Raw genomic sequence first — 21,193 nt, 5'->3', positions numbered from 1 at the left:
CAAGCTAATTGGCCTTGCAGCACGGGCAAAGCCGGATTAGGGGCGCGCTCCATGAGCGAAGACACCAAAACCGACCTCCCGCCCGACCATCTTTCGGTTAATCCGAAGAGCGACAAGTTCAACGTCGAAGTGCTCAAGCGCGGCGTTGGCATTCGCTTCAAGGGCCGTCAGCGCACCGATATCGAGGAATACTCGATCTCCGGCGGATGGGTACGTGTGCAAGCCGGCAAGACGCTTGATCGCAAGGGCAATCCCCTGACGCTCAAGCTGACCGGTCCTGTCGAAGCCTGGTACGAAGATCTCGGCGACGACGCGCCGGTCCACAAGGCCGGCTGATCAATCCGAATAGTCGGCGAAAGCCGAAAGGAAATCCTGGGAAGTTTTCGGGCGCGCTACCGTGACCGCGATCCGCGGGCGAGGGGTGATCTCGCGTGCACGCCGCTCGTCAGCATAGATGAAGCCGTCGATCGGCCAGCGCGTTTGTCCCACATCGCCGATGGGAGCGTACCAGACACGCACCTCGCTCCAGTCGTTGCCGGGCGATACGTCCATGGCGAGCACGTCTTTTTCGACCTGCCCTCGCTTTCCGTCCACCGGCGACCAGTTGGCGTGATCGAGCAGGACCCGCCGCGAATCGAGCACCCTGCTCACCGTGGCGACATGGCCAAGCTGCATCGAGCGATGTGGGCGGAACGCCATGACCGCACCTTGTCGAGGCTGGTTGCCCGTTTCGTAGCGAACCTGCGCCTGCGCCCACCATGTGCGCGCGTCGCCATAAATCTCGATGCCGGAAACCTCGCGGGCATAGGGAGCGCACTGGATATAGGCGCTCAATTCGTCCGTTTCGCTGTTCGCAAGAACCGGCTCCGCCTGAACCATGCAGGCAAAAAAGAGCGTTGCGGCGATCCTTTTCGTTCCCATGAGCGAAGGGATAGCGCGACATGGTTAAAACCTGCCTAAGCGCCTTTTCCTTGCCATTGCGCCTGCAAAACGCCACTTGCCGCGCAGAATGTACGCCACCAAACCTACTGTGATCATCATCGGTCGACCGAATGTCGGCAAATCGACCCTGTTCAACCGGCTGATCGGCAAGAAACTCGCCCTGGTCGACGACCAGCCCGGCGTCACGCGCGATCGCCGGATGGGCGACGCCGAGATTGCCGGACTCCAGTTCACGGTCGTCGATACGGCAGGTTGGGAAGACGAGGACGATGCGACGCTCCCCGGCCGGATGCGCAAGCAAACCGAAGTCAGCCTTGAAGGCGCAGACGCCGCGCTGTTCGTCATCGATGCGCGCGCCGGGATCACTCCGCTGGATGAAGAAATCGCCCGCTGGCTGCGCGAGCAGGAAGTGCCGGTCGTGCTGGTCGCCAACAAGGCTGAAGGCAAGGCGGCAGAGGCAGGCATATTCGAAAGCTATTCGCTCGGCCTCGGCGAGCCGCTTGGTGTCTCGGCAGAACACGGCGAAGGTATTGCCGATCTGTTCGGTGGCCTCTGGCCCATCATCGGAGCCAAGTCCGAAGAGGCGGAGGCCGCAGAAGAAGCCGCATTCCTGGAAAGCGATGATGAAGACGCGCCTGCCGGCCCTCTCAAGCTCGCCATCGTCGGCAGGCCGAATGCAGGCAAGTCCACGCTGATCAACCGGCTGCTCGGCGAAGATCGACTACTGACGGGTCCCGAAGCCGGTATCACCCGCGATTCCATCGCTGTGGATTGGGAATGGTTCGACCCCAAGGCGAACGAAACCCGCGAGATCAGGCTCATCGATACCGCCGGCATGCGCAAGCGCGCACGCGTTACGGACAAGATCGAGAAATTGTCCGTGGCCGATGCCAAGCGCGCTATCGACTTCGCCGAAGTCGTCGTGCTGCTGCTCGATGCGACGCAGGGGCTCGAACACCAGGATCTCAAGATCGCCAGCCAGGCGCTGGAAGAAGGTCGCGCGCTCATGGTGGCCATTAACAAGTGGGACATCGCGGAAAACGCCAGCTCGCTGTTCAACGGCATTCGCGAAGCGCTGAACGAAGGTCTTTCGCAGGTGCGCGGCGTGCCGCTGTTCGCCGTGTCGGCCAAGACCGGCAAAGGCCTCGATACGATGCTGTCGGCTGCCTTTGAAATTCGCGAGGCCTGGAGCCGCCGCGTTCCGACGGCCGCGCTCAACCGCTGGTTCGACGATGCGCTGGAGGCCAATCCGCCGCCCGCGCCCGGTGGTCGCCGGATCAAGCTGCGCTACATCACGCAGGCCAGCACTCGCCCGCCCCGCTTCGTGGTATTCGGCACGCGCCTCGACGATCTGCCCAAGAGCTACGAGCGCTATCTCATCAACGGGATTCGCGCCAAGCTCGGCTTCGATGCCGTTCCGGTGCGCGTGGTTCTGAAGAGCCCGAAGAACCCTTACAACGCCAACAAGGGCGGCGGTGGCAATTACAGCGGAGGACGCTGATGCTGTTCGACCTGCTGGTCAGCCTGCCCGGCGTCGATATTATCGAGCGAACGAGTTCGAGCCTTCGCGTTCAGAACGTAGTCCAGCTCAGCCTAGCCCCTGCCTTCCTTCTTGCGGGTATCGGCGCGGTCATGAATGTGATGACCAATCGGCTGATCTGGGTGGCTAACAAGATCGAGCGCATCCTCGCCGCCGACGAGAACGACGAAGCCGGCGACCTTATCGACGAACTGCCGGCCCTCGAGCGCAGGCGTGTCCATGCGCAGCGGGCCGTCATGCTCAGCACCGCCTCGGCATTTACGATCAGCGTCGTGATCATGCTGCTATTCATCAGCGCATTCGTGCGCACGCCGCTTGGCACGCTGGTTGCCGCAGCATGGCTCGTGACGATGGCCCTGCTGATGGCGGGCCTCGCCTCGTTTCTATTGGAGACGCGGACGGCCGCCAGGAGGAATCACGAACGTATGATGCAGCGCAAACGGAGCCGCTGATCAGCCTGCGTTGACCTGCGTATCTCCGGCAGGCTCGGAATTGAGCTGCACGTAATTCTGCAGGCCCATGCGTTCGATCATGTCGAATTGCGTTTCGAGGAAATCGACATGCTCTTCCTCGCTCTCGAGGATGCGCGCAAAAATCTCTCGGCTGACGAAATCGCGAACGCTTTCGCAATGCTCGATTGCATCGCGCAGAAGCGGAATGGCCTCGTTTTCCATTGTGAGGTCGGCCTTGAGGATTTCCTCGACCGTTTCACCGACTTTCAGTTTGTGGATAGCCTGGAAATTCGGAAGCCCGTTCAGGAAAAGGATGCGTTCGGCGAGGATGTCGGCATGCTTCATCTCGTCGATGGATTCGTGCCGTTCGTACTCTGCCAGCTTGGACACGCCCCAGTCCGCGAGGACGCGGTAGTGCAGCCAATACTGGTTGATCGCCGTCAGCTCGTTGGTCAACGCCGGATCGGAAACACCCTGCCGTAGGTAAGGCAACGCCAGGCCCATTCGAACGGACCGAAGCGGAACCGGTCGAGCCACGGTTTCGACCAGATCAACATGAGCGCCCAGCTGGCCAGGACCACCAGGTAAAGCTCCGTCCTGCCGAAACGTCCGAACAGGTCGAGACCCCAATTCCCGAACACGAACAGCATGACGATCGAGGTGCCGAGGTAATTCGTGAATGCGGCCCGCCCTGCGGCGATGATCCGGTCGGAAAGCCACCCGCCCGCCGCTGGTGCATGAATGGCGAGAAGGATCACGAGGCCGAGCACCATGAACAGGCGCGGGATATGCGTCCAGCCGACGAAAGCGGCGAGCGAGCCGTAGTATGTGATGCCGCCCGCTTTGGTTGCGAGCGCGATCCAAAGTGTCAGCGCGCCACCGACAAGCAGACTTCCCCATGCCCAGGATGTGACGAATCGCGGCCTCCATCGTCCGTCGAAGAGGCCTTTTCGATAAAGCACCATCCCGAACAGCATCAGTGGCAGGGTCTCGAATGCGAAGAACATCACGAAGGCAAGATCCCCGGCGTGGGCCGAGATGTTATGCGCCACATAGTCGCCGTAACTGCCGTCCTGGCGAATTTCCGTTTCCAGCCTGCCATCCTTCAGGTCTTCTGCAGCGCCTTGTTGCAGCTCGTCCTGCATCTGCCCGTAGACCGCGCTATCGACCTCGGTATCGGCGACGAACTGCATCGCGATGAGACTACCGTAGAGCAGAGTGCCGACGATGTAGGCGAGGATGCCGAAGGCGAGTTGCTTACGCACGCTCATCCCGATGAAGATAGCCACGGCAATGAGACCGCACAGCGCGTAGAGAAAGAGAATGTCCCCGCGCCAGATGAAGAAGAAGTGGATCGCCCCGAACAGGCCAAGCCAAAGGAGTCGCTTGATCTGGAGCCAGACCGTCCCGCCCTTAGCCCACGTTTTCTCCATGAACAGATAGAGCCCTGCCCCGAAGAGCAGACTAAAGAGGCCGCGCATCTTACCATCGATGAGAACGAATTGCGCAACCCACATCCATCCTTCTGCCGGCGAATGCGGCACGGTGAAGGCGGTGGGATACATGTAAGCCGTGAAAGGCTGACCCATCGCGAAAATATTGGCAGCGAGGATGCCCATCACGGCGATGCCGCGAATGAAGTCCAGGCTCGTTATGCGGCTACCGGAAACGGCGACCGGTTGCGGCCGATCGGGTGTGGCGATGTCCTGATCCATGATTCCCCCTCGCCCCCTCATAGGTGGATTGGCGCGGCCTGGAAGCCCTTCGATGAATTGGTCCCGCCTAGCGGGTAACGAGGCACTCGTGCCCCGAACGCTTCAGGGAAGCGCACGCCGCCGCAGCTTCGGCCCTGCTGGCGTAGCCTCCCGCGAGGAGAATAGTCAGCTTTCCAGCCTTGCGCTCGATCCGTTCACGTCCGGCGATTTCTCCGCGCGAGGAAATCTTCGACCACAGGCGATCCGAGTTCCCCGGCACACCGAATGCGCCAAGCTGGACCTTCCAGGGGCCCGGCGCTTTCGCTGCCGGAACTTGGACGGGCGCGGGGCGTACAGGCGGCGGTGCCTTGCGGTCGACTGGAGCTGGCGCAGGTTCGGCCTTTGCGACCACGACAGGTTTAGGCGGCTCGGCTTGCTGCTTCGCAACGACGGGCGCAGGCTTTCCCAACGCGAGGTCGACCGCAGCCAGTTCAAGCGCTCTGGTCGTTTCGGCCTTCTCCTTGAGCGAGGCCGCGAGCAGCTGGGCCTGCTGGCGCTGATCGAGGGGGATAAACTCGTCCATTTGGGCAAGCGCGCCTGCAGCCTGAGGCATTTCGGCGCCATTCGCCAGGGTCAGCAGGGCATAGGCGCGCGGCCAGTCCTTTACGGCCAGGTCCCCATTGAAGTGCGCTATGCCGAGCAGATACTGCGCACGCGGTTCACCCCGCCCTGCGGCAGCTTCTATATAAGGCATTGCCTGTTCGCGCTTGCCGGTCTGGAAAAGTAGCAGCCCGTACTGGTCGGCAGCGCGGATATGCCCGCTCGCCGCAGCCTGTGCGTACAAGGCCTCCGCCCGCGCGAGATCGGCTTCCACGCCCCTACCCAGGCGATAGGCTTGAGCGAGATTGAACTGGGCGTCGGGATCACCCTGCGCGGCAGGGGCGGTCCATTCCTCGACAGCGGCGGCGAAATTCCCGGCAGTCCACGCATCGACCCCGGCCTTCACATCCGCCTGCGCTGGAACTGCAAAGGCCATGCACAGCAGTGCGAATGCGGATGTACGTTCACGTAATTTCATGGCTGCCCCTCGACCTATCCGCCGCGTATCCCGGTTCGTGCGATCCTATACGAAAGCCAAACTTAACAAAGTCCAATCCACGCGCGGCCCAGCCCTCGCAAATGAATGTGCCGCAAAATTAACCCTAAATTAGGGGTAGTCTGCGATTTCCTTCTATCGAGAGGGTCACAACCTTGTGGCTCGACTGGTTAGAAGCGCAATCAGGGGGACCAGCCTTGCGTGTATTGGCATTGGCATCGCAGAAGGGCGGATCGGGCAAGACCACGCTCTCCGGACATTTGGCCGTTCAGGCGCAACGAGCGGGCGCAGGCCCGGTCGTCCTGATCGACATCGACCCGCAAGGCTCGCTGGCCGACTGGTGGAACGAGCGTGAGGCGGAACTTCCCGCCTTCGCCCAAACCACCGTCGCACGGCTCGCCAACGACCTGGCGGTTCTTCGCCAGCAGGGTTTCAAGCTTGCAGTTCTCGATACGCCGCCGGCGATCACCATGGCTATCCAGTCGGTGATTTCGGTGGCCGAACTGATCGTCGTTCCGACACGCCCCAGCCCGCACGACCTGCGCGCCGTAGGTGCCACGGTCGACCTTTGCGAACGCGCCGGCAAGCCGCTGATCTTCGTGGTCAACGCGGCAACGCCGAAAGCCAAGATTACATCGGAAGCCGCAGTCGCGCTGTCGCAGCACGGCACCGTCGCCCCGATCACACTTCACCACCGCACGGATTTCGCTGCCTCGATGATCGATGGCCGTACCGTCATGGAAGTCGATCCCGAAAGCCGTTCGGCTGCCGAGGTGACCGCTCTGTGGAAATACATTGCGGATCGGCTCGAAAAGAATTTCCGCCGCACCGTCTTCGCCGCGCCCAATACGCAGGCGGCACAGCCTGGTGCCTATCGTCCCGCCGGTGGCTTCGGCCGTCGGGTCGCCCAGTAAGAGCAAACAAGGAAAGGCGGGGCTAGCCGGATGTCTGACGCCAATTTCGCATCGCTCTCTTCCACCCTGCTCGCACGCAAGGGCGGCGCCAAGCCTGCCATGCGCCCGCAGTCCACGGCCATCGGCCCGGTCGACGGCGCAGCAGCGGCAGCGAACCTGGAAGACCTGGGATGGAACGACATGGGTGATGAAGCGCAAAGCGCCGCACCCGAAGCCGGGCTGGTAAAGATGCCCGCCGACGTGGTCTCGATCGCGCCGAGGGCCGCCAACGAAAGTGGCGAGCCGAACCAGGTACGCGCTTCGCTCGATCGCATTGCATCGCAGCTCGAGAAGAAGCCGGAAGAAAAACAGCCCGTCCAGCGCAAATCCGCGCTGCGCCAGGGCAAGCGCGCGGCCTTCACACTGCGCCTCGACCAGGAACGCCACCTCATGCTGCGCCTCGCCTGCACCGTCCGCGGGTCCAGCGCACAGCAATTGGTGACGGACGCACTCGACGGCCTTTTGGCCGAAATGCCGGAAATCGCCGCTCTCGCTGCCCAGGTGCAGCATGACGGCAAGTAAGCAAACCAAGGACGTGGGATCGCCTTTAGGGGGTAAGCACTAATGCAGACCAAGAACCAACTCTTCGTCCGTCTGGCCGTTACCACGGCCCTGGCAACCACGGGCCTCGCCGGCTGCACCGGCAAGGTCGCGCCCACCGCTTCGCACTCGGCCGCCAAGGCCGAAGTCGCGCTGCAGAAGGGCAAGGCCGACAAGGCAGTCAAGCACGCGGAAGCCGCCGTACTAGCGTCGCCGCGCGACGCGCATGGCCGCACCCTCTTGGCCAATGCCTATCTCGAAGCGGGCCGGTTCCAGTCTGCTGCACAGACATTTTCCGATGCCGTCGCCCTTGGCGACACCGGGCCGCGCACCGTAGTGAGCCTCGCCCTCGCCCAGATCGGCGCAGGCGACCAGCTCGGTGCGATCGAAACGCTCGAACGCTGGGAAGCTTCGCTCGATCTGGCCGATTTCGGTTTGGCAATTGCACTTGCCGGACAGCCCGAACGCGGCGTGCACGTATTGAGCAATGCCATCCGCGGTGGACAGAACACCGCCAAGACCCGTCAGAACCTGGCCTATGCCTATGCCCTTTCGGGTCAGTGGCGCGAAGCACGCCTGATGGCCATGGAAGACGTTCCCGCCAATGAAGTCGGCGAACGCATGGCCGAATGGGGCGCCCTCGCCAATCCGCAGATGACCCGCCTACGCGTGGCTCACCTGATGGGTGTCGACTTCGCGGCCGACTCCGGCCAGCCGGCCATGTTGGCTCTCACGAACAACCCGAGCGTTCCGATGCTGGCCGCCGAAACGGTCGAAGAAGAAGTCGTCGTCGACGAGACGGCACCGAGCTTCGCATTCGCGAGCGAACTGCCTGCAGTAAACGCTGCACCGCAGGCCCACGACTTCGGTGATGCGCAGCTTGCGGACGCCGGCCTCGAGGCTGCGCCTCGTAAGCAGTTCGTCGCCGAAGAAGTGGTTCAGCCGACTCCGGTCGCAATCGCTGCGGCTTCGAAGGCCGAAGCTCAGGCTGCCGCCCCGGCATCGCGCCCGGCTGGAAAGCCTGCTCCCAAGGCCGCCCCGAGCATCGCGCTCGCCAAGGGCGACTACAATATCCAGCTCGGATCGTACTTCTCGATGTCGGATGCCCAGGACGGCTGGCGCAAGTTCCAGCAAAGGTATCCCGAACTCGCCGACGCGAAAAAGGTCATCACCAAGGCCCGCGTGAACGGCAAGATCTACTACCGCGTCGCGGCAGCGGGCTTTGCCAAGAATTCGGCACAGAGCATGTGCTCCAGCGTCAAGGGCAAAGGCGGCGGTTGCATCGCCTATGCCTCCGCAAATCCGCTCCCGGGTCATCTGGGCGATGCGGCAATACGGGTCGCAGCGCGCTAAGACGCGCAGCCATAAGCCAATACCTGACCCCCGCCGGAGCGATCCGGCGGGGGTTTCTTTCTCTTAGAGATGGATTTCCACGCCGCCCTTCCAAAGGCGAAGCACGCGGCCTTGAGTAGGCTGACCGTCGAAGGGTGTGTTGCCTGCGGTCGCTGCCATGCGTGCGCTCTGGACGATCCAGGGCTTGTCCGGATCGATCAGTGCCACGTCCGCTTCCAGGCCTTGCTCCAGCGATCCTGCTGCCACGCCGAGGATCGATGCCGGATTGCCCGCCACCAGCTCGAAGACACGCGCCAGATCGATAATTCCATCAGTCGCGAGCGAGAGCGCCATCGCGAGCAGGGTTTCCGCCCCGGCCATCCCTGGTTCGGCATCGGCAAAGGGCTGGCGCTTGTCTTCCGGCCCGCGCGGATCGTGCCCGCTGGAGATCACGTCGATTGTTCTGTCGGCAATCGCTTCACGGACCGCCTGCCGATCGTCTTCGCTGCGCAAGGGCGGCGACAGGCGCGCGAAGGTGCGAAAATCGACCGTGGCAAGATCGGAAAGCATGAAATGCGCGGGAGTAACGCCTGCGGTGACACGCTGGCCGCCAGCCTTCGCGTGCCGCACCAGTTCGAGCCCGGCCCGCGTGGTCACTTGCCTGAAATGGATGCGGGCACCCGCCATCTCCGCCAGGGCCAGGTCGCGCGCTATGGCGATGGCCTCTGCTTGAGCAGGTGCGCTGGGAAGGCCGCGCCGCGTCGCGTATTCGCCAGCCGTTGCAACTGCATCGCCGACAAGGGCTGCATCTTCGGCATGGGAGATAACCGGCATGTCGAGCATAGCCGCATATTGCAGCAGGCGAAGCATGACGCCGGAATCGGCTATCCAGCCACGGCCGGTGGAAACGCCTAGCGCCCCCGCCTCGCGCATCAGGGCAATCTCGGCAATTTCGGTTCCCGCAAGGCCGCGTGTTGCAGCTGCCAGCGGATGCACCCAAAAGTCGGGCTTCCCGCTTTTCGCGATATAGGAAACGCGGCTCGGCAGATCGAGCGCGGGAGACTGGTCGGGCATGAGCGCTGCACGCGTGATGCCGCCAAAATGAAAAGCGGGCTTGTCCACGGCGAAGACGCCAAGGTCGACCAGCCCCGGCGCGACCAGCTTGCCGCCAGCGTCGACGACCTCGTCCCCGCCCTGCGGCTCGCCATCACCGCATGCAGCGATACGGCCTTCCGCGATGCGGAGGTTGCCATCACGAATTCCATCGGAAGCGACCAGCTTGCCGCCGGTAATTGTCAGGGCGCGCGTTTGCTTCATGCGACCTCTCCCCATCCTTCGACCCCTCGGGCACGGCGCGTCAGGACATCGAGGCAAGCCATGCGTATCGCCACCCCCATCTCGACCTGCCGCGTTATGATCGAGCGGTCGATCATGTCGGCAACATCGCTGTCGATCTCGACCCCGCGGTTCATCGGCCCGGGATGCATGACCAGCGCGTCTTCTCCGGCCTTGGCAAGGCGGGCGGCAGTCAGGCCGTAGAGGTGGTGGTACTCCCGCGCAGAAGGAATGAACTGTCCGCTCATGCGCTCGGTCTGCAGGCGGAGCATCATGACCACATCCGCCCCGTCCAGCGCGGCGTCGAAATCATGGAAGACTTGCGCCCCCATGGCTTCGATACCCGAAGGCATGAGCGCGGGCGGAGCGCAAAGGCGGACGGTTGCCCCCAACGCCTGAAGACACAGCAGGTTCGAACGTGCGACCCGGCTGTGCAGGATATCGCCGCAAATCGTTATGGTCAGGCCGGTAAAATCGTCGCCCGACTGGCTTCGCTCTCTCAGCGCATGGCGCAGGGCCAGCGCGTCGAGCAATGCCTGCGTCGGGTGCTCGTGCTGCCCGTCTCCTGCATTGAGAACCGGGCAGTCGACCTTGTCCGCGATCAGGCCCGTCGCCCCGCTCGATCCGTGGCGGATGACGATGGCATCGGCGCGCATGGCGTTGAGGGTTATCGCGGTATCGATCAGCGTCTCGCCCTTTTTCACGCTCGACTGTGCGGCGTGCATATTGACGACGTCGGCCCCCAGCCGCTTGCCTGCAATCTCGAAACTCAAGAGCGTCCGCGTCGAGTTTTCGAAAAAGGCATTGATGATCGTCAGCCCCGAAAGACTGTCGCTGTGCTTTTGCCGCTGTCGGTTAAGATCGACCCATTGTTCCGCCTCGTCGAGCAGGAACAGGATTTCATGGCGCTCCAGCTGGCCGATGCCGAGCAGGTCGCGATGCGGAAAGGCCTGCGCTCCCGCCGGATAGCGGGATGCGTGGGGCTGTGTTTGCGAAGCTGTCATTAAAGCCACGCCCTTAGTCGAGAGCCATCGCACCCTCAAGCACATTCGGCTGGCATGGGCGGCGAAGCTTCCCTAGATCACGTGCCAAAGAGTATTCCGGGGTAAGTTACGATGCGATTTGCAGGCAAGGTTTGGCGGCTTCTGGTTGGCGTGAAGGACGGCCTCGTCCTGCTGTTCATGCTACTGTTTTTCGGCACGCTGTTCCTGATCCTCACCACCCGTCCGAGCCCGGCGCAGGTGCGTGAAGGCGCTCTGCTGCTGGAAATCGACGGCGTGGTCGTTGAAGAGCGCAGCCGGATCGACCCGCTGCAGGCCCTGCTTTCATCGCAGGCGCAGGTCGGCGAGTACCAGGCGCGCGATATCGTACGCGCCCTTGATGCTGCGGCCGGTGACGAGCGCATCGATGCGGTCGTGCTCGACCTCGAACGGTTTCTCGGTGCCGGTCAGGTGCATCTCCAGGACATTGGCGAGGCAATGGACCGCGTGCGGGCGGCAGACAAACCTGTCCTGACCTATGCCACCGCCTATGCAGACGACGGCGTCTTCCTGGCCGCGCACGCAAGCGAGGTCTGGATGAACCCGTTAGGCGGCGCAGTCGTGGCCGGCCCGGGTGGGCACCGGCTCTATTACAAGGGCCTGATCGATCGCCTCAACGTCAATGCGCGCGTCTACCGCGTTGGCACATACAAGAGCGCGGTCGAACCTTACACGCAAACCGGCATGTCCGAGCCTGCGCGTGAGAACGCCCGGGCGCTTTACGGAGCGCTGTGGGAAGAATGGCAGGCGAACGTGAAAAAGGCGCGGCCGGCTGTCGACCTCGATCTGATTACGCAATCGCCCGCCGAATGGGTCGAGGCCGCCCAAGGCGATCTGGCACAGGCCTCGCTCAACGCGGGTCTGGTCGACAAGCTCGGCAATCGCGATGCCTTCAACGCACGTGTGGTCGAATTGGTCGGAACGGATAAATGGAGCAAGCTGCCCAACGCCTTCCCCGCAACCGAATACGACGCCTGGCTGAAGGACAATCCGCTACCGGGTGACGGCAAACCCATCGGTATCGTGACCATCGCCGGCGAAATCGTCGACGGAGAAGCCGGGCCCGGAACCGCCGGAGGCACTCGCATTGCCGATCTTCTCGACGCCGCACTCGATCGCGATTTCGCGGGCCTTGTCGTTCGGGTCGATTCTCCCGGCGGATCGGTACTCGCCAGCGAAGCGATCCGCGATGCCATCCTGCGCCACAAGGCACGCGGCATTCCGGTCGCGGTATCCATGGCCAATGTCGCCGCGAGTGGCGGATATTGGGTTTCCACCCCAGCCGATCGCATTTTTGCAGAGCCCGACACCATCACCGGCTCGATTGGCATCTTCGCTGTCCTGCCCACCTTCGAGCAGGCGGCCGCGAGCATCGGCGTGACGAGTGACGGTGTGCGTACCGGTCCGTTGTCGGGCCAGCCGGACCTCGTCGGCGGATTGACGCCAGAAGTGGACCGCATCCTCCAGGCATCGATCGAAGATGGCTATCGCGACTTCCTCACCCGCGTATCGGAAGCCCGCAACATGACCCTGGATCAGGCCGATGAGGTCGGTCAGGGCCGCGTCTGGGATGGCGGAACGGCGCGTCAGCTCCAGCTGGTCGACGAATATGGCGGTCTGGAAGAAGCGCTCGCCTGGGTCGCGGGACAGGCGGAACTCGCGGACGGGGAATGGCACGCTGCCTATCTTGGCACACCGCCCAGCACGACCGATACTCTGCTTCGCCAGTGGCTGGTCGGCGAAGAGGATTCGCAAGGGCAGGATGTCTTTGCGTTGTTCGCCCGCAAGGAAACGGAAGCGGCGGACCGCGTGATCGCGGATGCCCGGCGGCTTCTGGGAACGCGTGGGGCGCAGGCTTACTGCCTCACTTGTCCCACATCGGAGGGTGGTGGGCAACAGGACGACAAGGATCGCGGCTTCCTGAAGATGCTGGTCTCCCTCTTCGGAAACTAGCGCCCGGCGCACTTGCAATGCCCCGATTCGCTGCGTAAAGGCGCGTCCCTGTCCAGCGTCCGGCACCTGCCGCGACCGCATGCGACGGGCGCGTAGCTCAGTGGTAGAGCACACCCTTCACACGGGTGGGGTCGCAGGTTCAATCCCTGCCGCGCCCACCATCTTTTCAAGAACTTAGAAGAGATGGTCCGCGTTTCCATGAAAAATTCGTGAAAAAATCTACGGAGCCCAATTGGCGCTTGCCGCCCTTTGTTGGCGCCGCTTCCTATCTTCGAGGCTTCAACTGCCGCAGCGAGGGCCGCGCGATTCAACTCGCCTCTCGCCTTGAGAATTTGGAAGATCTTCGCTGGATCGTTTGATCAATATTAACCGGTTGCATCGAACACAAGACACGCTCCAGGAATTTGGCCTATTTCCCGAAATCACAGTTGAAGATGGAAAGAGTATGAAATCCGATCCTCCCATGAATGCTACGGGAAAAAATCTCTGCGACACGCCTCTTTTCTCACTCACGGATTGCCTAAATTTGGACAAGACAGTTAGAGGCTCCCGATCACCGAAAATAGCGCCCGCACTTAAGTTGAGACAGTTGAAGGAGATGCAGCTGAGCCTAGGTGCAATCGACTCACTTTACGAAGCGGGCATGAGGTCAAAGCCTATCCATACCTCCCTTGAGCGTAAGTCGCATCTTAGAGATGTAAGAGACAAGTCAATCGCACTTTTACAATGCTTCGATATGACCCCGACGACAAAATTCGAGCAAATGAATCTGGCATTATTCACCGATAAGCACATTTTTTCAGGTATCGACCTAGACGGGTTCCAGTTTGTAAGGTCTTTACAAATACTCTGTGACGTTTGCGAAAGAATGGATAGAAAAGAGCCTGGCAACCCTCAGTCTGGCCGCAAGGCTGACGAGCGGTTTCATCTTCTGATCGGACGGTTGGGCCTCGAATACGCAATTTTTTGGGGCGGCGGGAACACACCGACAAGCATAAACGACGCGGGGGAGGGAGGCCCAAGTATAAGGTTTATGCACGCAGCCGCCGTGAAAATTACAGGTGCGAAGATGACGCATAAGAAGGTCTTCGACGCCCACAAGGCAGCGCAGACGACAGTAGTTCATCCTCTCGGGGATTGGAAAGAACAACGTCACACAGCGATGAAGCCTCAAGCTCGCTAGGTGCACAAATATCGTTCCAGATTGCGACTTATTTTCGAACCCTCAATAATTTCAAAAATCCATAGGCTTGTCCGTAGACCCAAACGGAGAGAGACCATGGATAGATCGAACCCAAACGAGTCAGCCGAGCCCGAACGGCTGAACCCCATCGCGCTTACGATTGATGAAGCAGCACGTATCGCTCGGCTCTCACGCTCGACGATCTATCTGGCTCTTCGTGACGGGAGCCTGACTGCCCGCAAGGTCGGGCGTCGCACCATCGTCTGCGTAGACGACCTGAGGCAGTTTTTGGACACGCTGCCGGCATTCGAGTGCAAACGCCTGGGCGGGGAAGATTAAGATGGCGCAATCTCCAGCAAAATCGAACCCTTCGAAAAACCTTCATCGTGCGACGGATTGCAAAAACGTGGTAATTAATGAGCTGCTCAAACAGAAGGCAGAGGACTATGTCTACTTCTTTTGCTTGTATGAAGGCTTTGGCGGTCCATGGGAATATCTTGCAAATTGCATTTCAAATGAAGTGAAGGCTTTAGCAAAATTCGCCAATACTTCGAGTTGGGAAAACAACGCCCCCGTCATGTCCTCAATTGCTAGATCGACGTGCGAACGAACCGTTCATGCGTTGATTTTGGAGGTCGGAGGTCATCTAATAGTGACGCTCTTCAATACCGAGGAATTAGCGCGGGCTGCAGACGAGGCTTTTCGCGCCAGTCATTATGAGACGTTCTTCAGTGATGAGACGTTCTTCGGTGAAATGTCGTCGGATGTCACCGCGGTGTCGATCACGGAAAACGACCCCACCCATCAAATTCTCGCCACGGGTTTCGCATATTTTTTTGCTCACGAATGGGAAGGAGGGTTTGAACTTTCGTTATATCCAACGCGAGAAGCCCGAGACCAAGCAGAACAAGCGTTTGAAAGCAAAGACGAAGACGGCTATAGTATCTACCTTATCGGTATGGGATTGACCCTCCTACCCCAAATCTAGCGTGACCAGAAACCAGTTTATAAATGCTAGAGAAAGTAAATCACTTTTGGATAATTTACTCCTATTAGAGTGACGTAGCGTTACGATTTGGGGCCGGCCCTGGACTTTCTCATGCCAACAGATTTTAGCTTCTCGGTGGAAGCTATCTCGCCGCCCACATTCAAACACATATGGTCTGGTTTAAGCCTGTCAGCACTGGGGAGGATCATTGCGGTCCGTGAGCGCTTCTAGGCCCAGAACACCAGTGCCATAAAGGTATGAGCCGTCGAACTGCGCCAAATCGCGTAGCTGCTTCTCGTCGAGGATCCGTAATCTGGCCTCTCCCTCCATCACGATTGCGCCGCGCTCCTTGAGTGTTCTGAAGCTGCGATTGGCATGCACAGGAGAGATCCCGCAGGCCTCGGCATAGTCCCGTTGCAAAAGCGGGACGGGAAGCTCGCCTTCCTCGAACAGGCCGACCAGGCGAAGGCGTTCCGCCAGTTCGGCAATGAGGTGCGCGATGCGACCTTCGGCATTGAGCCGACCGAGCCGAAAAATCCATTCCCTGTGCATCGCTGCGTCGAGAAGAGTCGAGAACCAGAGCGCGCGCGCCAGGTGAGGCATCGTCGCAACCAGCTGGCTCAGCTCGGTATGGGGCACTTCTGCCAATCTCACGGCTGTTAGCGATTGCACGCTGGTGGTCTTCGTATAGCGCTGCTGATGACAACCCGCGAATGCGTTCCAGCTTCGCAAACACGCCTTCCATAGTGTCGGCGCTATATTCCATTCCTGCCTCGATCTCCGGGTCTCCCGACAATGTGTAATGCACGGTGTAGAGTGACATGCCCGACCTCCAAAACAGCGGAAGGCGGAGCTAGCGATCCGATCCAGCGAATGCGATTTGACATTTGATAGCCCTCTCGGTGCGAGCCTGCGCGCCGAACAAAGAAACGAAACTGGGACCTGCTTCAGAAGAAGTGACCAGTCACGCCCTCAGTCGGCTGTCGGCATTATCCCCGCCGAGAACTGAAGGTCAGTTAACGAAATTCCCGAGCGATTCCTAAATGGCGCATCACGGCCACAGAAACGAAGTATGGGCCTTTCGATATGACGTCACGATGGAGTCTCGGGCAGCCTAAAAAGTTGGCCCCAACAAACAGTAAGCCCCTGACAGGATGGTTTTTTCCTTCCTAGCGGCCACCCAATTTGCGCGCGCCCACCCTACCCTCCTTCACATCGTCAAACAGGGGTAAGGTTCTGTCGCCCTGCTCATAGGCGTTGGGCTCCCGCATAATCTCGTAGCGGCGGAGCGAAGCCATAATTCGCTGCGACAATGTCTTCACAGCCACCTCCCGGTCCAGCGCGCGCGTTTCGGTGAACACGCCGCGCAATGCGTAGGGCTTGGCGGTATGGAGCGGGATTTCGATCACGCGGCGGAGCTCATCATCGTTTGGGCGAATCATCATGCGATATGAGAACACAAAGGGAACGTGTTGCCAATCGCATTTGGTGCGAGGTAGGCTCTTTCTATGTGCAATCTTTACCGTATGACGAAGGCTGTAGGCGAGGCCGCCGCATGGTTTGACGCTGTTAGCGAGCTCGACGGCGCGAATTTCGGCGACGAGGTGTTTCCTGGTTATCCCGGAGCGGTCATTGCCGATGGTCGCCTCCGCCAGATGACGTGGGGCTTCCCCCTTGTGTTGAAAAGCAAGCGAACTGGTGAGGCGCTCAAGCCAAAACCGATCAACAACGCCCGAGCCGATAAGCTCGACACGTTTTTCTGGCGCTACAGTTTCGAAGCGCGCCGCTGCCTGATCCCGGTCACTGGCTGGGCGGAAGCGGAAGGAGCGACCGGCCGCAAAACGCGCACATGGCTTACCCGCCCTGACGCCGAAATCTTCGCCGTCGCCGGCATCTGGTGCGATACTGACGACTGGGGTGCTGCCTATTCCATGGTCATGACCGATAGTGTTGGCCTCACTGCCGATCTGCACGCCCGCATGCCTGTCTTACTATCCGAACGGGACTGGCGGACATGGACCCACGGGCCGGTCGCTGGCGCTCGCGAACTGTGTCGGTCATGTAAAAGCGAGCTGTCGTTCGAGCGGACTAATGACAGATGGTGAGGCTTGGAATGACCGCAAGGAGGACGGTCTGCCAGCGAGCCAAATCTCCGGCAAGAACGCCGTTTCTTGGGGCCATGGGCGAGGTTAGACTCTACTCAAATTCTCGGGAAAACGTTCGCAACCGATCATCCGCGCGGCTCGACCCTGAAAAGTCCAAGACACTCTCCGAGATCGAGCTGCTGGTCAGCGCTTAGGAAATGCCTTCGCCATTGCGATGGCTCGCCCATAGCCGGCCAAGGATCTCCTGCCCGTCGTCACGAATAAGCGTTTGATCATAGGGTCCGTGCTTAATCCCCCATCCCAACTTACGCGGGACGATGAGGAGGTGAGCATGGAGCGGAAAATCCGCTCCGATGACACCTGGACTATGCAGCGCGACAATGCTGCCAAGGTCACGCTCACATGCGATCAGTCGCGCGAAGCTCCTCACACATTCCCAGGCGATATGAAGGCGCTCGGCAGTGCCGAGAGGCATTGTCCAGTAGGTGAGTAGTGCCTGTTTGTTAGGCGCAGCGAACTTATCGGTTTGCCGCAACAACTCACAAGGATCGCTGAGAAGATCGTCGGCTTTCGCTGGCAAGACGACCTCCACCCTCTCTGCATTCGGCGCCCAGACCGATTGGTCCGATCCTGCGAAGTCCGGGCCGAGGTGGGTTTTTCGCCAACCAAATTCGTGCCCCGAGTTAACACGGCCCCAAAAAGTTTTCCGTAACACGCCGAACGAGGTTCCCTCGGTCACTGGCTGAGGATTCAGATACAGCCACGACGAGGGATCCTTGTCGCAGGGCTCCCAACGCCCTTCTGCCTTTTTGGTGCACCGTAGATGACAAAGATAGGCACTCGAATCATTGGACAATTTCATTGCCACGACCGTAATCGCTTCGAGCTTTGCAGGCCAAAGACCGCTTTTGGGCCGTAAACTGACTGTCCGGTTCCAGTGGCCAAAGTGCGGAAAGCTGCCATTCGGCTTACGACCCGATTACATACGTTCGCGCGGCATGGCACCTAGAGGGTCAAGATTGCACTACACCTTGCTTGAATCGCCCGATGGACTGTGCTCGCCGGATACACGGCGATCGTTGTCGCGAATTATGGCTTAGGATTGCTCTACATTTTCACGTGGATGCCTCTTGCGTGTTCGCGTGCTGCTGCGGTCGCGACTTTTCGCCCGGCAACGTTCCGACGTCACCGGATACCGTTCGAGAGTCACTCTGCACCGTCCAGAGGCCCGACCGATCACGCTCAACCAAAGCAACACGCTGTTCCCCTGTCCATACCTCCACCAAACGCGATGCGGCTTCGCTCTCCAAAGCGGAAAAAACACAGGCGACGTTCTGGCCTTCGAGCTCAACACGCTTTTCAACACCGTGGCCGTCTTCATGGAATATCAGATTGTAGGTTGGCATAGCCGGACCTCGGGCAGGGTTCGGGCTCAGGGAACCAGAAACGGTCGCAACAAGGAGCTACCAAATTAAGGCGAGTCGCGTTCGACTGGCCGGAAGGTATCATGCACGGCGACATCCGACTACCTCCGGCTTATGCTGATGACTAGGCCGGACGCAGCGGTAGCTGCATGGCATGGCAAAAAATCACGAAGAAACAGAGGTATTGCTTGTCCAAGGGGGCGAGCAATCAGGTGGTAGCCAAGGCGCAGGAGTAGCCCGTCGCAGACAGTCCCACCGTCTTAAACTGACCGGTTATGTTGCGCGGCGAAAGTCGCTTCCAGTCGGCATCACATGGGATACCGAGCTACCCGGCTTCGGACTTCGCAAACGCAAGTCGGGACATCTCACGTGGATCGTCAAGCACAGGCCGCGAGGCGTGCAGCGAATGGTGACGCTGGGAAGCGCGGGAGTGGCGGCAGGTGCGCTGGGCGCTCCCGCCGCGCGCGCTGCCGCGCGCAGATTGCTCATCAAGGCCACGCTTGCCGATCTGCCTACCCCTCCGGAGAAGCATAAGGCTCCACTTTTTGCAGAGTTCGCAGAAGAATTCTGGATCGATTATTCGCCGCATTGGAAACCTTCGACGCGTGATGCATCGCGGGCCTACATGGACAGGCGGCTGATTCCACGGTTTGGTGAGCTTTCCGTCGATGCGATCGAACGGGCTGACATCAACCGTTGGCGAGACAGCATGGCCGATGCGGGAGGAGCGTTCAATCGCAGCATCCCGATCATGTCGGTGATGATGCAATATGCCGAAAAACTCGGCTATCGCGAGAAGAACACCAACCCCTGTCGCGGCGTCTCTCGCTTCAAGCGGGACCTGCCGGAACGCTATCTGTCAGCCGATGAATATCGAAGGCTCGGTAAGGTGCTGGCAGAGCACGATGGTGCCAATACATTCGTAGTCCCAGCTCTCCTGATGCTGATCTATACCGGTGCAAGGGTTTCAGAGATTGCGACCCTGCGCTGGCGCTATGTCCAGATACCCCGCCTCGCATTGCCTGACAGCAAGACCGGCCCGAAAACGATCTACCTCAACCCGCAGGCAATCGCTGTGCTCGCTGGGCTGCAGCGGCGAGGAGACGATCAACTCGTATTCCCGGCAATGTATCGCGAAGTGCCGATCAACCTGGGGCAGCACTGGGAGAAGATCAGGCGCAAGGCAGCTTTGCCCGACGTGCGCCTGCACGACTTGCGTCACAGCTTCGCCTCGGTGGCCATCGCAAAAGGCATTCCGCTTGCCACTATTGGCAAGCTGCTTGGCCATGCGCTTCCCGAAACGACCGCCCGATACGCGCACCTCGCAGACGAGGTCATTTCCGAAAGCGCCGACCGAATCTGCTCTAGCCTCGCAAACTCAATGGGGATGGCCGCATGACCAGCTACGACCTCAAACGTATCCTTGCTGAGGAGCTCGCGCGCATCGTTCCGGGTGATGCCGGAAAGCGCCGCACGAAGTTCGACTACATCCTTCCCGGTTTTGGTGAGCGTATCCATCCATCAGGCAGGAAGAGTTATGTTCTTCAGCGCACGATGGGCGGCAAGCAGAGGCTCATCACCATAGGCGATGCGGCCATTTTGACCGAGCGGATCGCCAAGGATGTTGCGCGTCGCCTCATCTTGAGGATCGAGCTTGGCCAGAATCCGGCGGACAAGAAGCAACGCGGAAGAAACACGCCGACCTATGCTGCCTTTCTTCGGCACTATTGGGAGGTGGCGGCTCCGACCTGGAAGCCATCCACGCTTGAGATACACGACATCTACCGACGAACGCATTTAAACCATGCGTTCGCCGGAAAGTTCATCGATGAGATCGGCCACGCTGATGCCGTGCGCTGGCATGCGACGCTAACGCGCTCGGCAGGTCCGGGCGCGGCCAACCGCGCTATGGAAATCCTGAAAGCCATGTTCGGCAAGGCGGAGGCATGGGGCTATCTTCCAGAGCACTCAAATCCCTTTCGCGGCGTGAAGCGCAACAAGGGGCGAAAGATCGAACGCTTCTTGAGCGAAGCCGAAATGGCCCGCCTTGGGGTCGCCCTTGCACGACATCGCGCTGCCAAGCCGAACGAGGTCGCGGTCATTTCGCTTCTCGCTTTGACAGGATGTCGGCGCGGCGAAATCCTCAACCTCACGTGGGGCGAAGTTCAGGGGCGCAAACTAAAGCTGACCGATTCAAAGACTGGGCCACGTGTCGTATGGCTTGGCAAAGAGGCGAGGACGGTCATTGATCGCTTGGCGCGCAGAAGGAGCCATGAGCGCGTCTTCCAGTTCGATGTGCTGCCCGTCTCTGCAATCGAATGGTTCTGGCGCATGCTGAGGGTCGAAGCTGGCATTGAGGACGTGAGATTGCACGATCTGCGGCACAACTATGCGAGCCTTGCCGTTCGTTCATCCGAGACGCTGCCGATGATTGGGCGCTTGCTGGGCCACAGCAACTCTTCGACTACTGCACGCTACGCTCACTTGGATGACGGGCACCTACTTTTGATGTCAGACCTGATCGGAAGTGAGATTGGCCGGAAGATTGCTTTCCGACCTCAATCTCGACAATGAGAGGTTCTCAAGAGCAACCGTGCAAGCAGCGACCGTGTGGAT

Annotated in this window: 23 protein-coding genes and 1 tRNA gene; 14 read left to right on the top strand and 10 right to left on the bottom strand. The window is 60.3% G+C overall.

Annotated elements, in window-relative coordinates:
- Positions 1-51 precede the first annotated feature (51 nt).
- Positions 52-336, top strand: a complete 285-nt coding sequence (locus CVE41_RS10600; RefSeq protein ID WP_100260622.1) for a DUF3297 family protein — start codon at positions 52-54, stop codon at positions 334-336.
- On the opposite strand, the gene CVE41_RS10595 is transcribed toward CVE41_RS10600, so the two are convergent.
- On the bottom strand, positions 337-921 hold the full coding sequence (locus CVE41_RS10595; protein WP_100260621.1) for a CHAP domain-containing protein: 585 nt from the start codon (positions 919-921) through the stop codon (positions 337-339).
- A gap of 88 nt (positions 922-1,009) precedes the next feature.
- On the opposite strand from CVE41_RS10595, the gene der reads away from it, so the two are divergent.
- Positions 1,010-2,443, top strand: coding sequence for a ribosome biogenesis GTPase Der (gene der, locus CVE41_RS10590; RefSeq protein WP_100260620.1), 1,434 nt, complete (start codon positions 1,010-1,012; stop codon positions 2,441-2,443).
- The gene (locus CVE41_RS10585) at positions 2,443-2,934 is read left to right on the top strand and encodes a DUF2721 domain-containing protein (RefSeq protein ID WP_232725659.1); all 492 of its coding nucleotides are present in this window, start codon (positions 2,443-2,445) and stop codon (positions 2,932-2,934) included. The genes der and CVE41_RS10585 overlap by 1 nt, the downstream gene beginning before the upstream one ends.
- Here the strand turns inward: CVE41_RS10585 and bfr are convergent, their stop codons facing one another.
- The 3 genes from bfr to CVE41_RS10570 form a co-directional block, all read right to left on the bottom strand.
- Positions 2,935-3,438 carry a bacterioferritin gene (gene bfr / locus CVE41_RS10580; protein ID WP_100260619.1) on the bottom strand — a complete coding sequence of 168 codons (504 nt, stop codon included), beginning with the start codon at positions 3,436-3,438 and terminating at the stop codon, positions 2,935-2,937. It lies immediately after the preceding gene.
- Positions 3,387-4,649 carry a DUF418 domain-containing protein gene (locus tag CVE41_RS10575; RefSeq protein ID WP_232725658.1) on the bottom strand — a complete coding sequence of 421 codons (1,263 nt, stop codon included), beginning with the start codon at positions 4,647-4,649 and terminating at the stop codon, positions 3,387-3,389. The genes bfr and CVE41_RS10575 overlap by 52 nt, the downstream gene beginning before the upstream one ends.
- A 67-nt stretch (positions 4,650-4,716) precedes the next feature.
- A complete protein-coding gene (locus CVE41_RS10570) occupies positions 4,717-5,706 on the bottom strand; it encodes an SPOR domain-containing protein (RefSeq protein ID WP_100260618.1) in 990 nt (329 codons plus the stop codon).
- A gap of 215 nt (positions 5,707-5,921) precedes the next feature.
- Between CVE41_RS10570 and CVE41_RS10565 the strand changes: the two genes are divergently transcribed.
- From CVE41_RS10565 to CVE41_RS10555, 3 genes are read left to right on the top strand one after another with little or no spacing between them, the layout of a single operon-like run.
- Positions 5,922-6,638 carry a ParA family protein gene (locus tag CVE41_RS10565; RefSeq protein ID WP_100260617.1) on the top strand — a complete coding sequence of 239 codons (717 nt, stop codon included), beginning with the start codon at positions 5,922-5,924 and terminating at the stop codon, positions 6,636-6,638.
- 30 nt (positions 6,639-6,668) lie between these two features.
- Positions 6,669-7,199, top strand: a complete 531-nt coding sequence (locus CVE41_RS10560) for a hypothetical protein (protein WP_100260616.1) — start codon at positions 6,669-6,671, stop codon at positions 7,197-7,199.
- A 42-nt stretch (positions 7,200-7,241) separates the two neighbouring features.
- Positions 7,242-8,570, top strand: a complete 1,329-nt coding sequence (locus CVE41_RS10555; protein ID WP_100260615.1) for an SPOR domain-containing protein — start codon at positions 7,242-7,244, stop codon at positions 8,568-8,570.
- A gap of 63 nt (positions 8,571-8,633) precedes the next feature.
- On the opposite strand, the gene CVE41_RS10550 is transcribed toward CVE41_RS10555, so the two are convergent.
- Both CVE41_RS10550 and CVE41_RS10545 read right to left on the bottom strand, forming a co-directional pair.
- The gene (locus CVE41_RS10550) at positions 8,634-9,866 is read right to left on the bottom strand and encodes a dihydroorotase (protein ID WP_100260614.1); all 1,233 of its coding nucleotides are present in this window, start codon (positions 9,864-9,866) and stop codon (positions 8,634-8,636) included.
- Positions 9,863-10,888, bottom strand: a complete 1,026-nt coding sequence (locus CVE41_RS10545; RefSeq protein ID WP_100260613.1) for an aspartate carbamoyltransferase catalytic subunit — start codon at positions 10,886-10,888, stop codon at positions 9,863-9,865. The genes CVE41_RS10550 and CVE41_RS10545 overlap by 4 nt, the downstream gene beginning before the upstream one ends.
- Before the next feature lie 111 nt (positions 10,889-10,999).
- Between CVE41_RS10545 and sppA the strand changes: the two genes are divergently transcribed.
- From sppA to CVE41_RS10520, 5 genes are all read left to right on the top strand, one after another.
- Positions 11,000-12,877 (top strand): signal peptide peptidase SppA, encoded by a 1,878-nt coding sequence (gene sppA / locus CVE41_RS10540; RefSeq protein ID WP_100260612.1) that lies wholly within the window; start codon positions 11,000-11,002, stop codon positions 12,875-12,877.
- A gap of 86 nt (positions 12,878-12,963) precedes the next feature.
- Positions 12,964-13,038, top strand: a tRNA-Val gene (locus tag CVE41_RS10535).
- 194 nt (positions 13,039-13,232) lie between these two features.
- Positions 13,233-14,060, top strand: a complete 828-nt coding sequence (locus CVE41_RS10530; RefSeq protein WP_198507653.1) for a hypothetical protein — start codon at positions 13,233-13,235, stop codon at positions 14,058-14,060.
- Positions 14,061-14,156: 96 nt separating this feature from the next.
- Positions 14,157-14,399 (top strand): helix-turn-helix domain-containing protein, encoded by a 243-nt coding sequence (locus CVE41_RS10525; RefSeq protein ID WP_100260610.1) that lies wholly within the window; start codon positions 14,157-14,159, stop codon positions 14,397-14,399.
- Position 14,400: 1 nt separating this feature from the next.
- On the top strand, positions 14,401-15,048 hold the full coding sequence (locus CVE41_RS10520; protein WP_100260609.1) for a hypothetical protein: 648 nt from the start codon (positions 14,401-14,403) through the stop codon (positions 15,046-15,048).
- A 189-nt stretch (positions 15,049-15,237) separates the two neighbouring features.
- On the opposite strand, the gene CVE41_RS10515 is transcribed toward CVE41_RS10520, so the two are convergent.
- Together CVE41_RS10515 and CVE41_RS10510 are read right to left on the bottom strand one after the other, a co-directional pair.
- Positions 15,238-15,720, bottom strand: a complete 483-nt coding sequence (locus CVE41_RS10515) for a Crp/Fnr family transcriptional regulator (RefSeq protein ID WP_232725657.1) — start codon at positions 15,718-15,720, stop codon at positions 15,238-15,240.
- Between the two features lie 497 nt (positions 15,721-16,217).
- A complete protein-coding gene (locus tag CVE41_RS10510) occupies positions 16,218-16,493 on the bottom strand; it encodes a hypothetical protein (protein ID WP_100260608.1) in 276 nt (91 codons plus the stop codon).
- A gap of 63 nt (positions 16,494-16,556) precedes the next feature.
- Here CVE41_RS10510 and CVE41_RS10505 point away from each other — a divergent pair, with 63 nt between their 5' ends.
- Positions 16,557-17,153, top strand: coding sequence for an SOS response-associated peptidase (locus CVE41_RS10505; protein WP_100260607.1), 597 nt, complete (start codon positions 16,557-16,559; stop codon positions 17,151-17,153).
- Between the two features lie 190 nt (positions 17,154-17,343).
- On the opposite strand, the gene CVE41_RS14650 is transcribed toward CVE41_RS10505, so the two are convergent.
- Both CVE41_RS14650 and CVE41_RS14645 read right to left on the bottom strand, forming a co-directional pair.
- Positions 17,344-18,015, bottom strand: a complete 672-nt coding sequence (locus CVE41_RS14650) for a hypothetical protein (protein WP_157799486.1) — start codon at positions 18,013-18,015, stop codon at positions 17,344-17,346.
- Between the two features lie 253 nt (positions 18,016-18,268).
- On the bottom strand, positions 18,269-18,559 hold the full coding sequence (locus tag CVE41_RS14645) for a hypothetical protein (RefSeq protein WP_157799485.1): 291 nt from the start codon (positions 18,557-18,559) through the stop codon (positions 18,269-18,271).
- Positions 18,560-18,983: 424 nt separating this feature from the next.
- Between CVE41_RS14645 and CVE41_RS10495 the strand changes: the two genes are divergently transcribed.
- On the top strand, positions 18,984-19,976 hold the full coding sequence (locus CVE41_RS10495) for a tyrosine-type recombinase/integrase (protein WP_100260605.1): 993 nt from the start codon (positions 18,984-18,986) through the stop codon (positions 19,974-19,976).
- Positions 19,973-21,151, top strand: coding sequence for a site-specific integrase (locus CVE41_RS10490; RefSeq protein ID WP_100260604.1), 1,179 nt, complete (start codon positions 19,973-19,975; stop codon positions 21,149-21,151). The genes CVE41_RS10495 and CVE41_RS10490 overlap by 4 nt, the downstream gene beginning before the upstream one ends.
- The last annotated feature ends 42 nt before the right edge of the window (positions 21,152-21,193 follow it).

It is taken from the genome of Qipengyuania seohaensis, from assembly GCF_002795865.1.
Taxonomy (GTDB): Bacteria; Pseudomonadota; Alphaproteobacteria; order Sphingomonadales; family Sphingomonadaceae; genus Qipengyuania; species Qipengyuania seohaensis.
Note: the sequence above shows the minus strand (reverse complement) of the source record. Positions and strands in the feature narration are given on the sequence as shown.

Coding starts and splice junctions, on each gene's coding strand:
- sppA (WP_100260612.1), top strand. CDS start 11,000: ATGCGATTTGCAGGCAAGGTTTGGCGGCTTCTGGTTGGCGTGAAGGAC.
- CVE41_RS10525 (WP_100260610.1), top strand. CDS start 14,157: ATGGATAGATCGAACCCAAACGAGTCAGCCGAGCCCGAACGGCTGAAC.
- CVE41_RS10510 (WP_100260608.1), bottom strand. CDS start 16,493: ATGATGATTCGCCCAAACGATGATGAGCTCCGCCGCGTGATCGAAATC.
- CVE41_RS14650 (WP_157799486.1), bottom strand. CDS start 18,015: ATGAAATTGTCCAATGATTCGAGTGCCTATCTTTGTCATCTACGGTGC.
- CVE41_RS10505 (WP_100260607.1), top strand. CDS start 16,557: ATGTGCAATCTTTACCGTATGACGAAGGCTGTAGGCGAGGCCGCCGCA.
- CVE41_RS10585 (WP_232725659.1), top strand. CDS start 2,443: ATGCTGTTCGACCTGCTGGTCAGCCTGCCCGGCGTCGATATTATCGAG.
- CVE41_RS10555 (WP_100260615.1), top strand. CDS start 7,242: ATGCAGACCAAGAACCAACTCTTCGTCCGTCTGGCCGTTACCACGGCC.
- CVE41_RS10595 (WP_100260621.1), bottom strand. CDS start 921: ATGGGAACGAAAAGGATCGCCGCAACGCTCTTTTTTGCCTGCATGGTT.
- CVE41_RS10575 (WP_232725658.1), bottom strand. CDS start 4,649: ATGGATCAGGACATCGCCACACCCGATCGGCCGCAACCGGTCGCCGTT.
- bfr (WP_100260619.1), bottom strand. CDS start 3,438: ATGGGCCTGGCGTTGCCTTACCTACGGCAGGGTGTTTCCGATCCGGCG.
- CVE41_RS10550 (WP_100260614.1), bottom strand. CDS start 9,866: ATGAAGCAAACGCGCGCCCTGACAATTACCGGCGGCAAGCTGGTCGCT.
- CVE41_RS10570 (WP_100260618.1), bottom strand. CDS start 5,706: ATGAAATTACGTGAACGTACATCCGCATTCGCACTGCTGTGCATGGCC.
- der (WP_100260620.1), top strand. CDS start 1,010: ATGTACGCCACCAAACCTACTGTGATCATCATCGGTCGACCGAATGTC.
- CVE41_RS10490 (WP_100260604.1), top strand. CDS start 19,973: ATGACCAGCTACGACCTCAAACGTATCCTTGCTGAGGAGCTCGCGCGC.
- CVE41_RS10495 (WP_100260605.1), top strand. CDS start 18,984: ATGGTGACGCTGGGAAGCGCGGGAGTGGCGGCAGGTGCGCTGGGCGCT.
- CVE41_RS14645 (WP_157799485.1), bottom strand. CDS start 18,559: ATGCCAACCTACAATCTGATATTCCATGAAGACGGCCACGGTGTTGAA.
- CVE41_RS10560 (WP_100260616.1), top strand. CDS start 6,669: ATGTCTGACGCCAATTTCGCATCGCTCTCTTCCACCCTGCTCGCACGC.
- CVE41_RS10520 (WP_100260609.1), top strand. CDS start 14,401: ATGGCGCAATCTCCAGCAAAATCGAACCCTTCGAAAAACCTTCATCGT.
- CVE41_RS10600 (WP_100260622.1), top strand. CDS start 52: ATGAGCGAAGACACCAAAACCGACCTCCCGCCCGACCATCTTTCGGTT.
- CVE41_RS10545 (WP_100260613.1), bottom strand. CDS start 10,888: ATGACAGCTTCGCAAACACAGCCCCACGCATCCCGCTATCCGGCGGGA.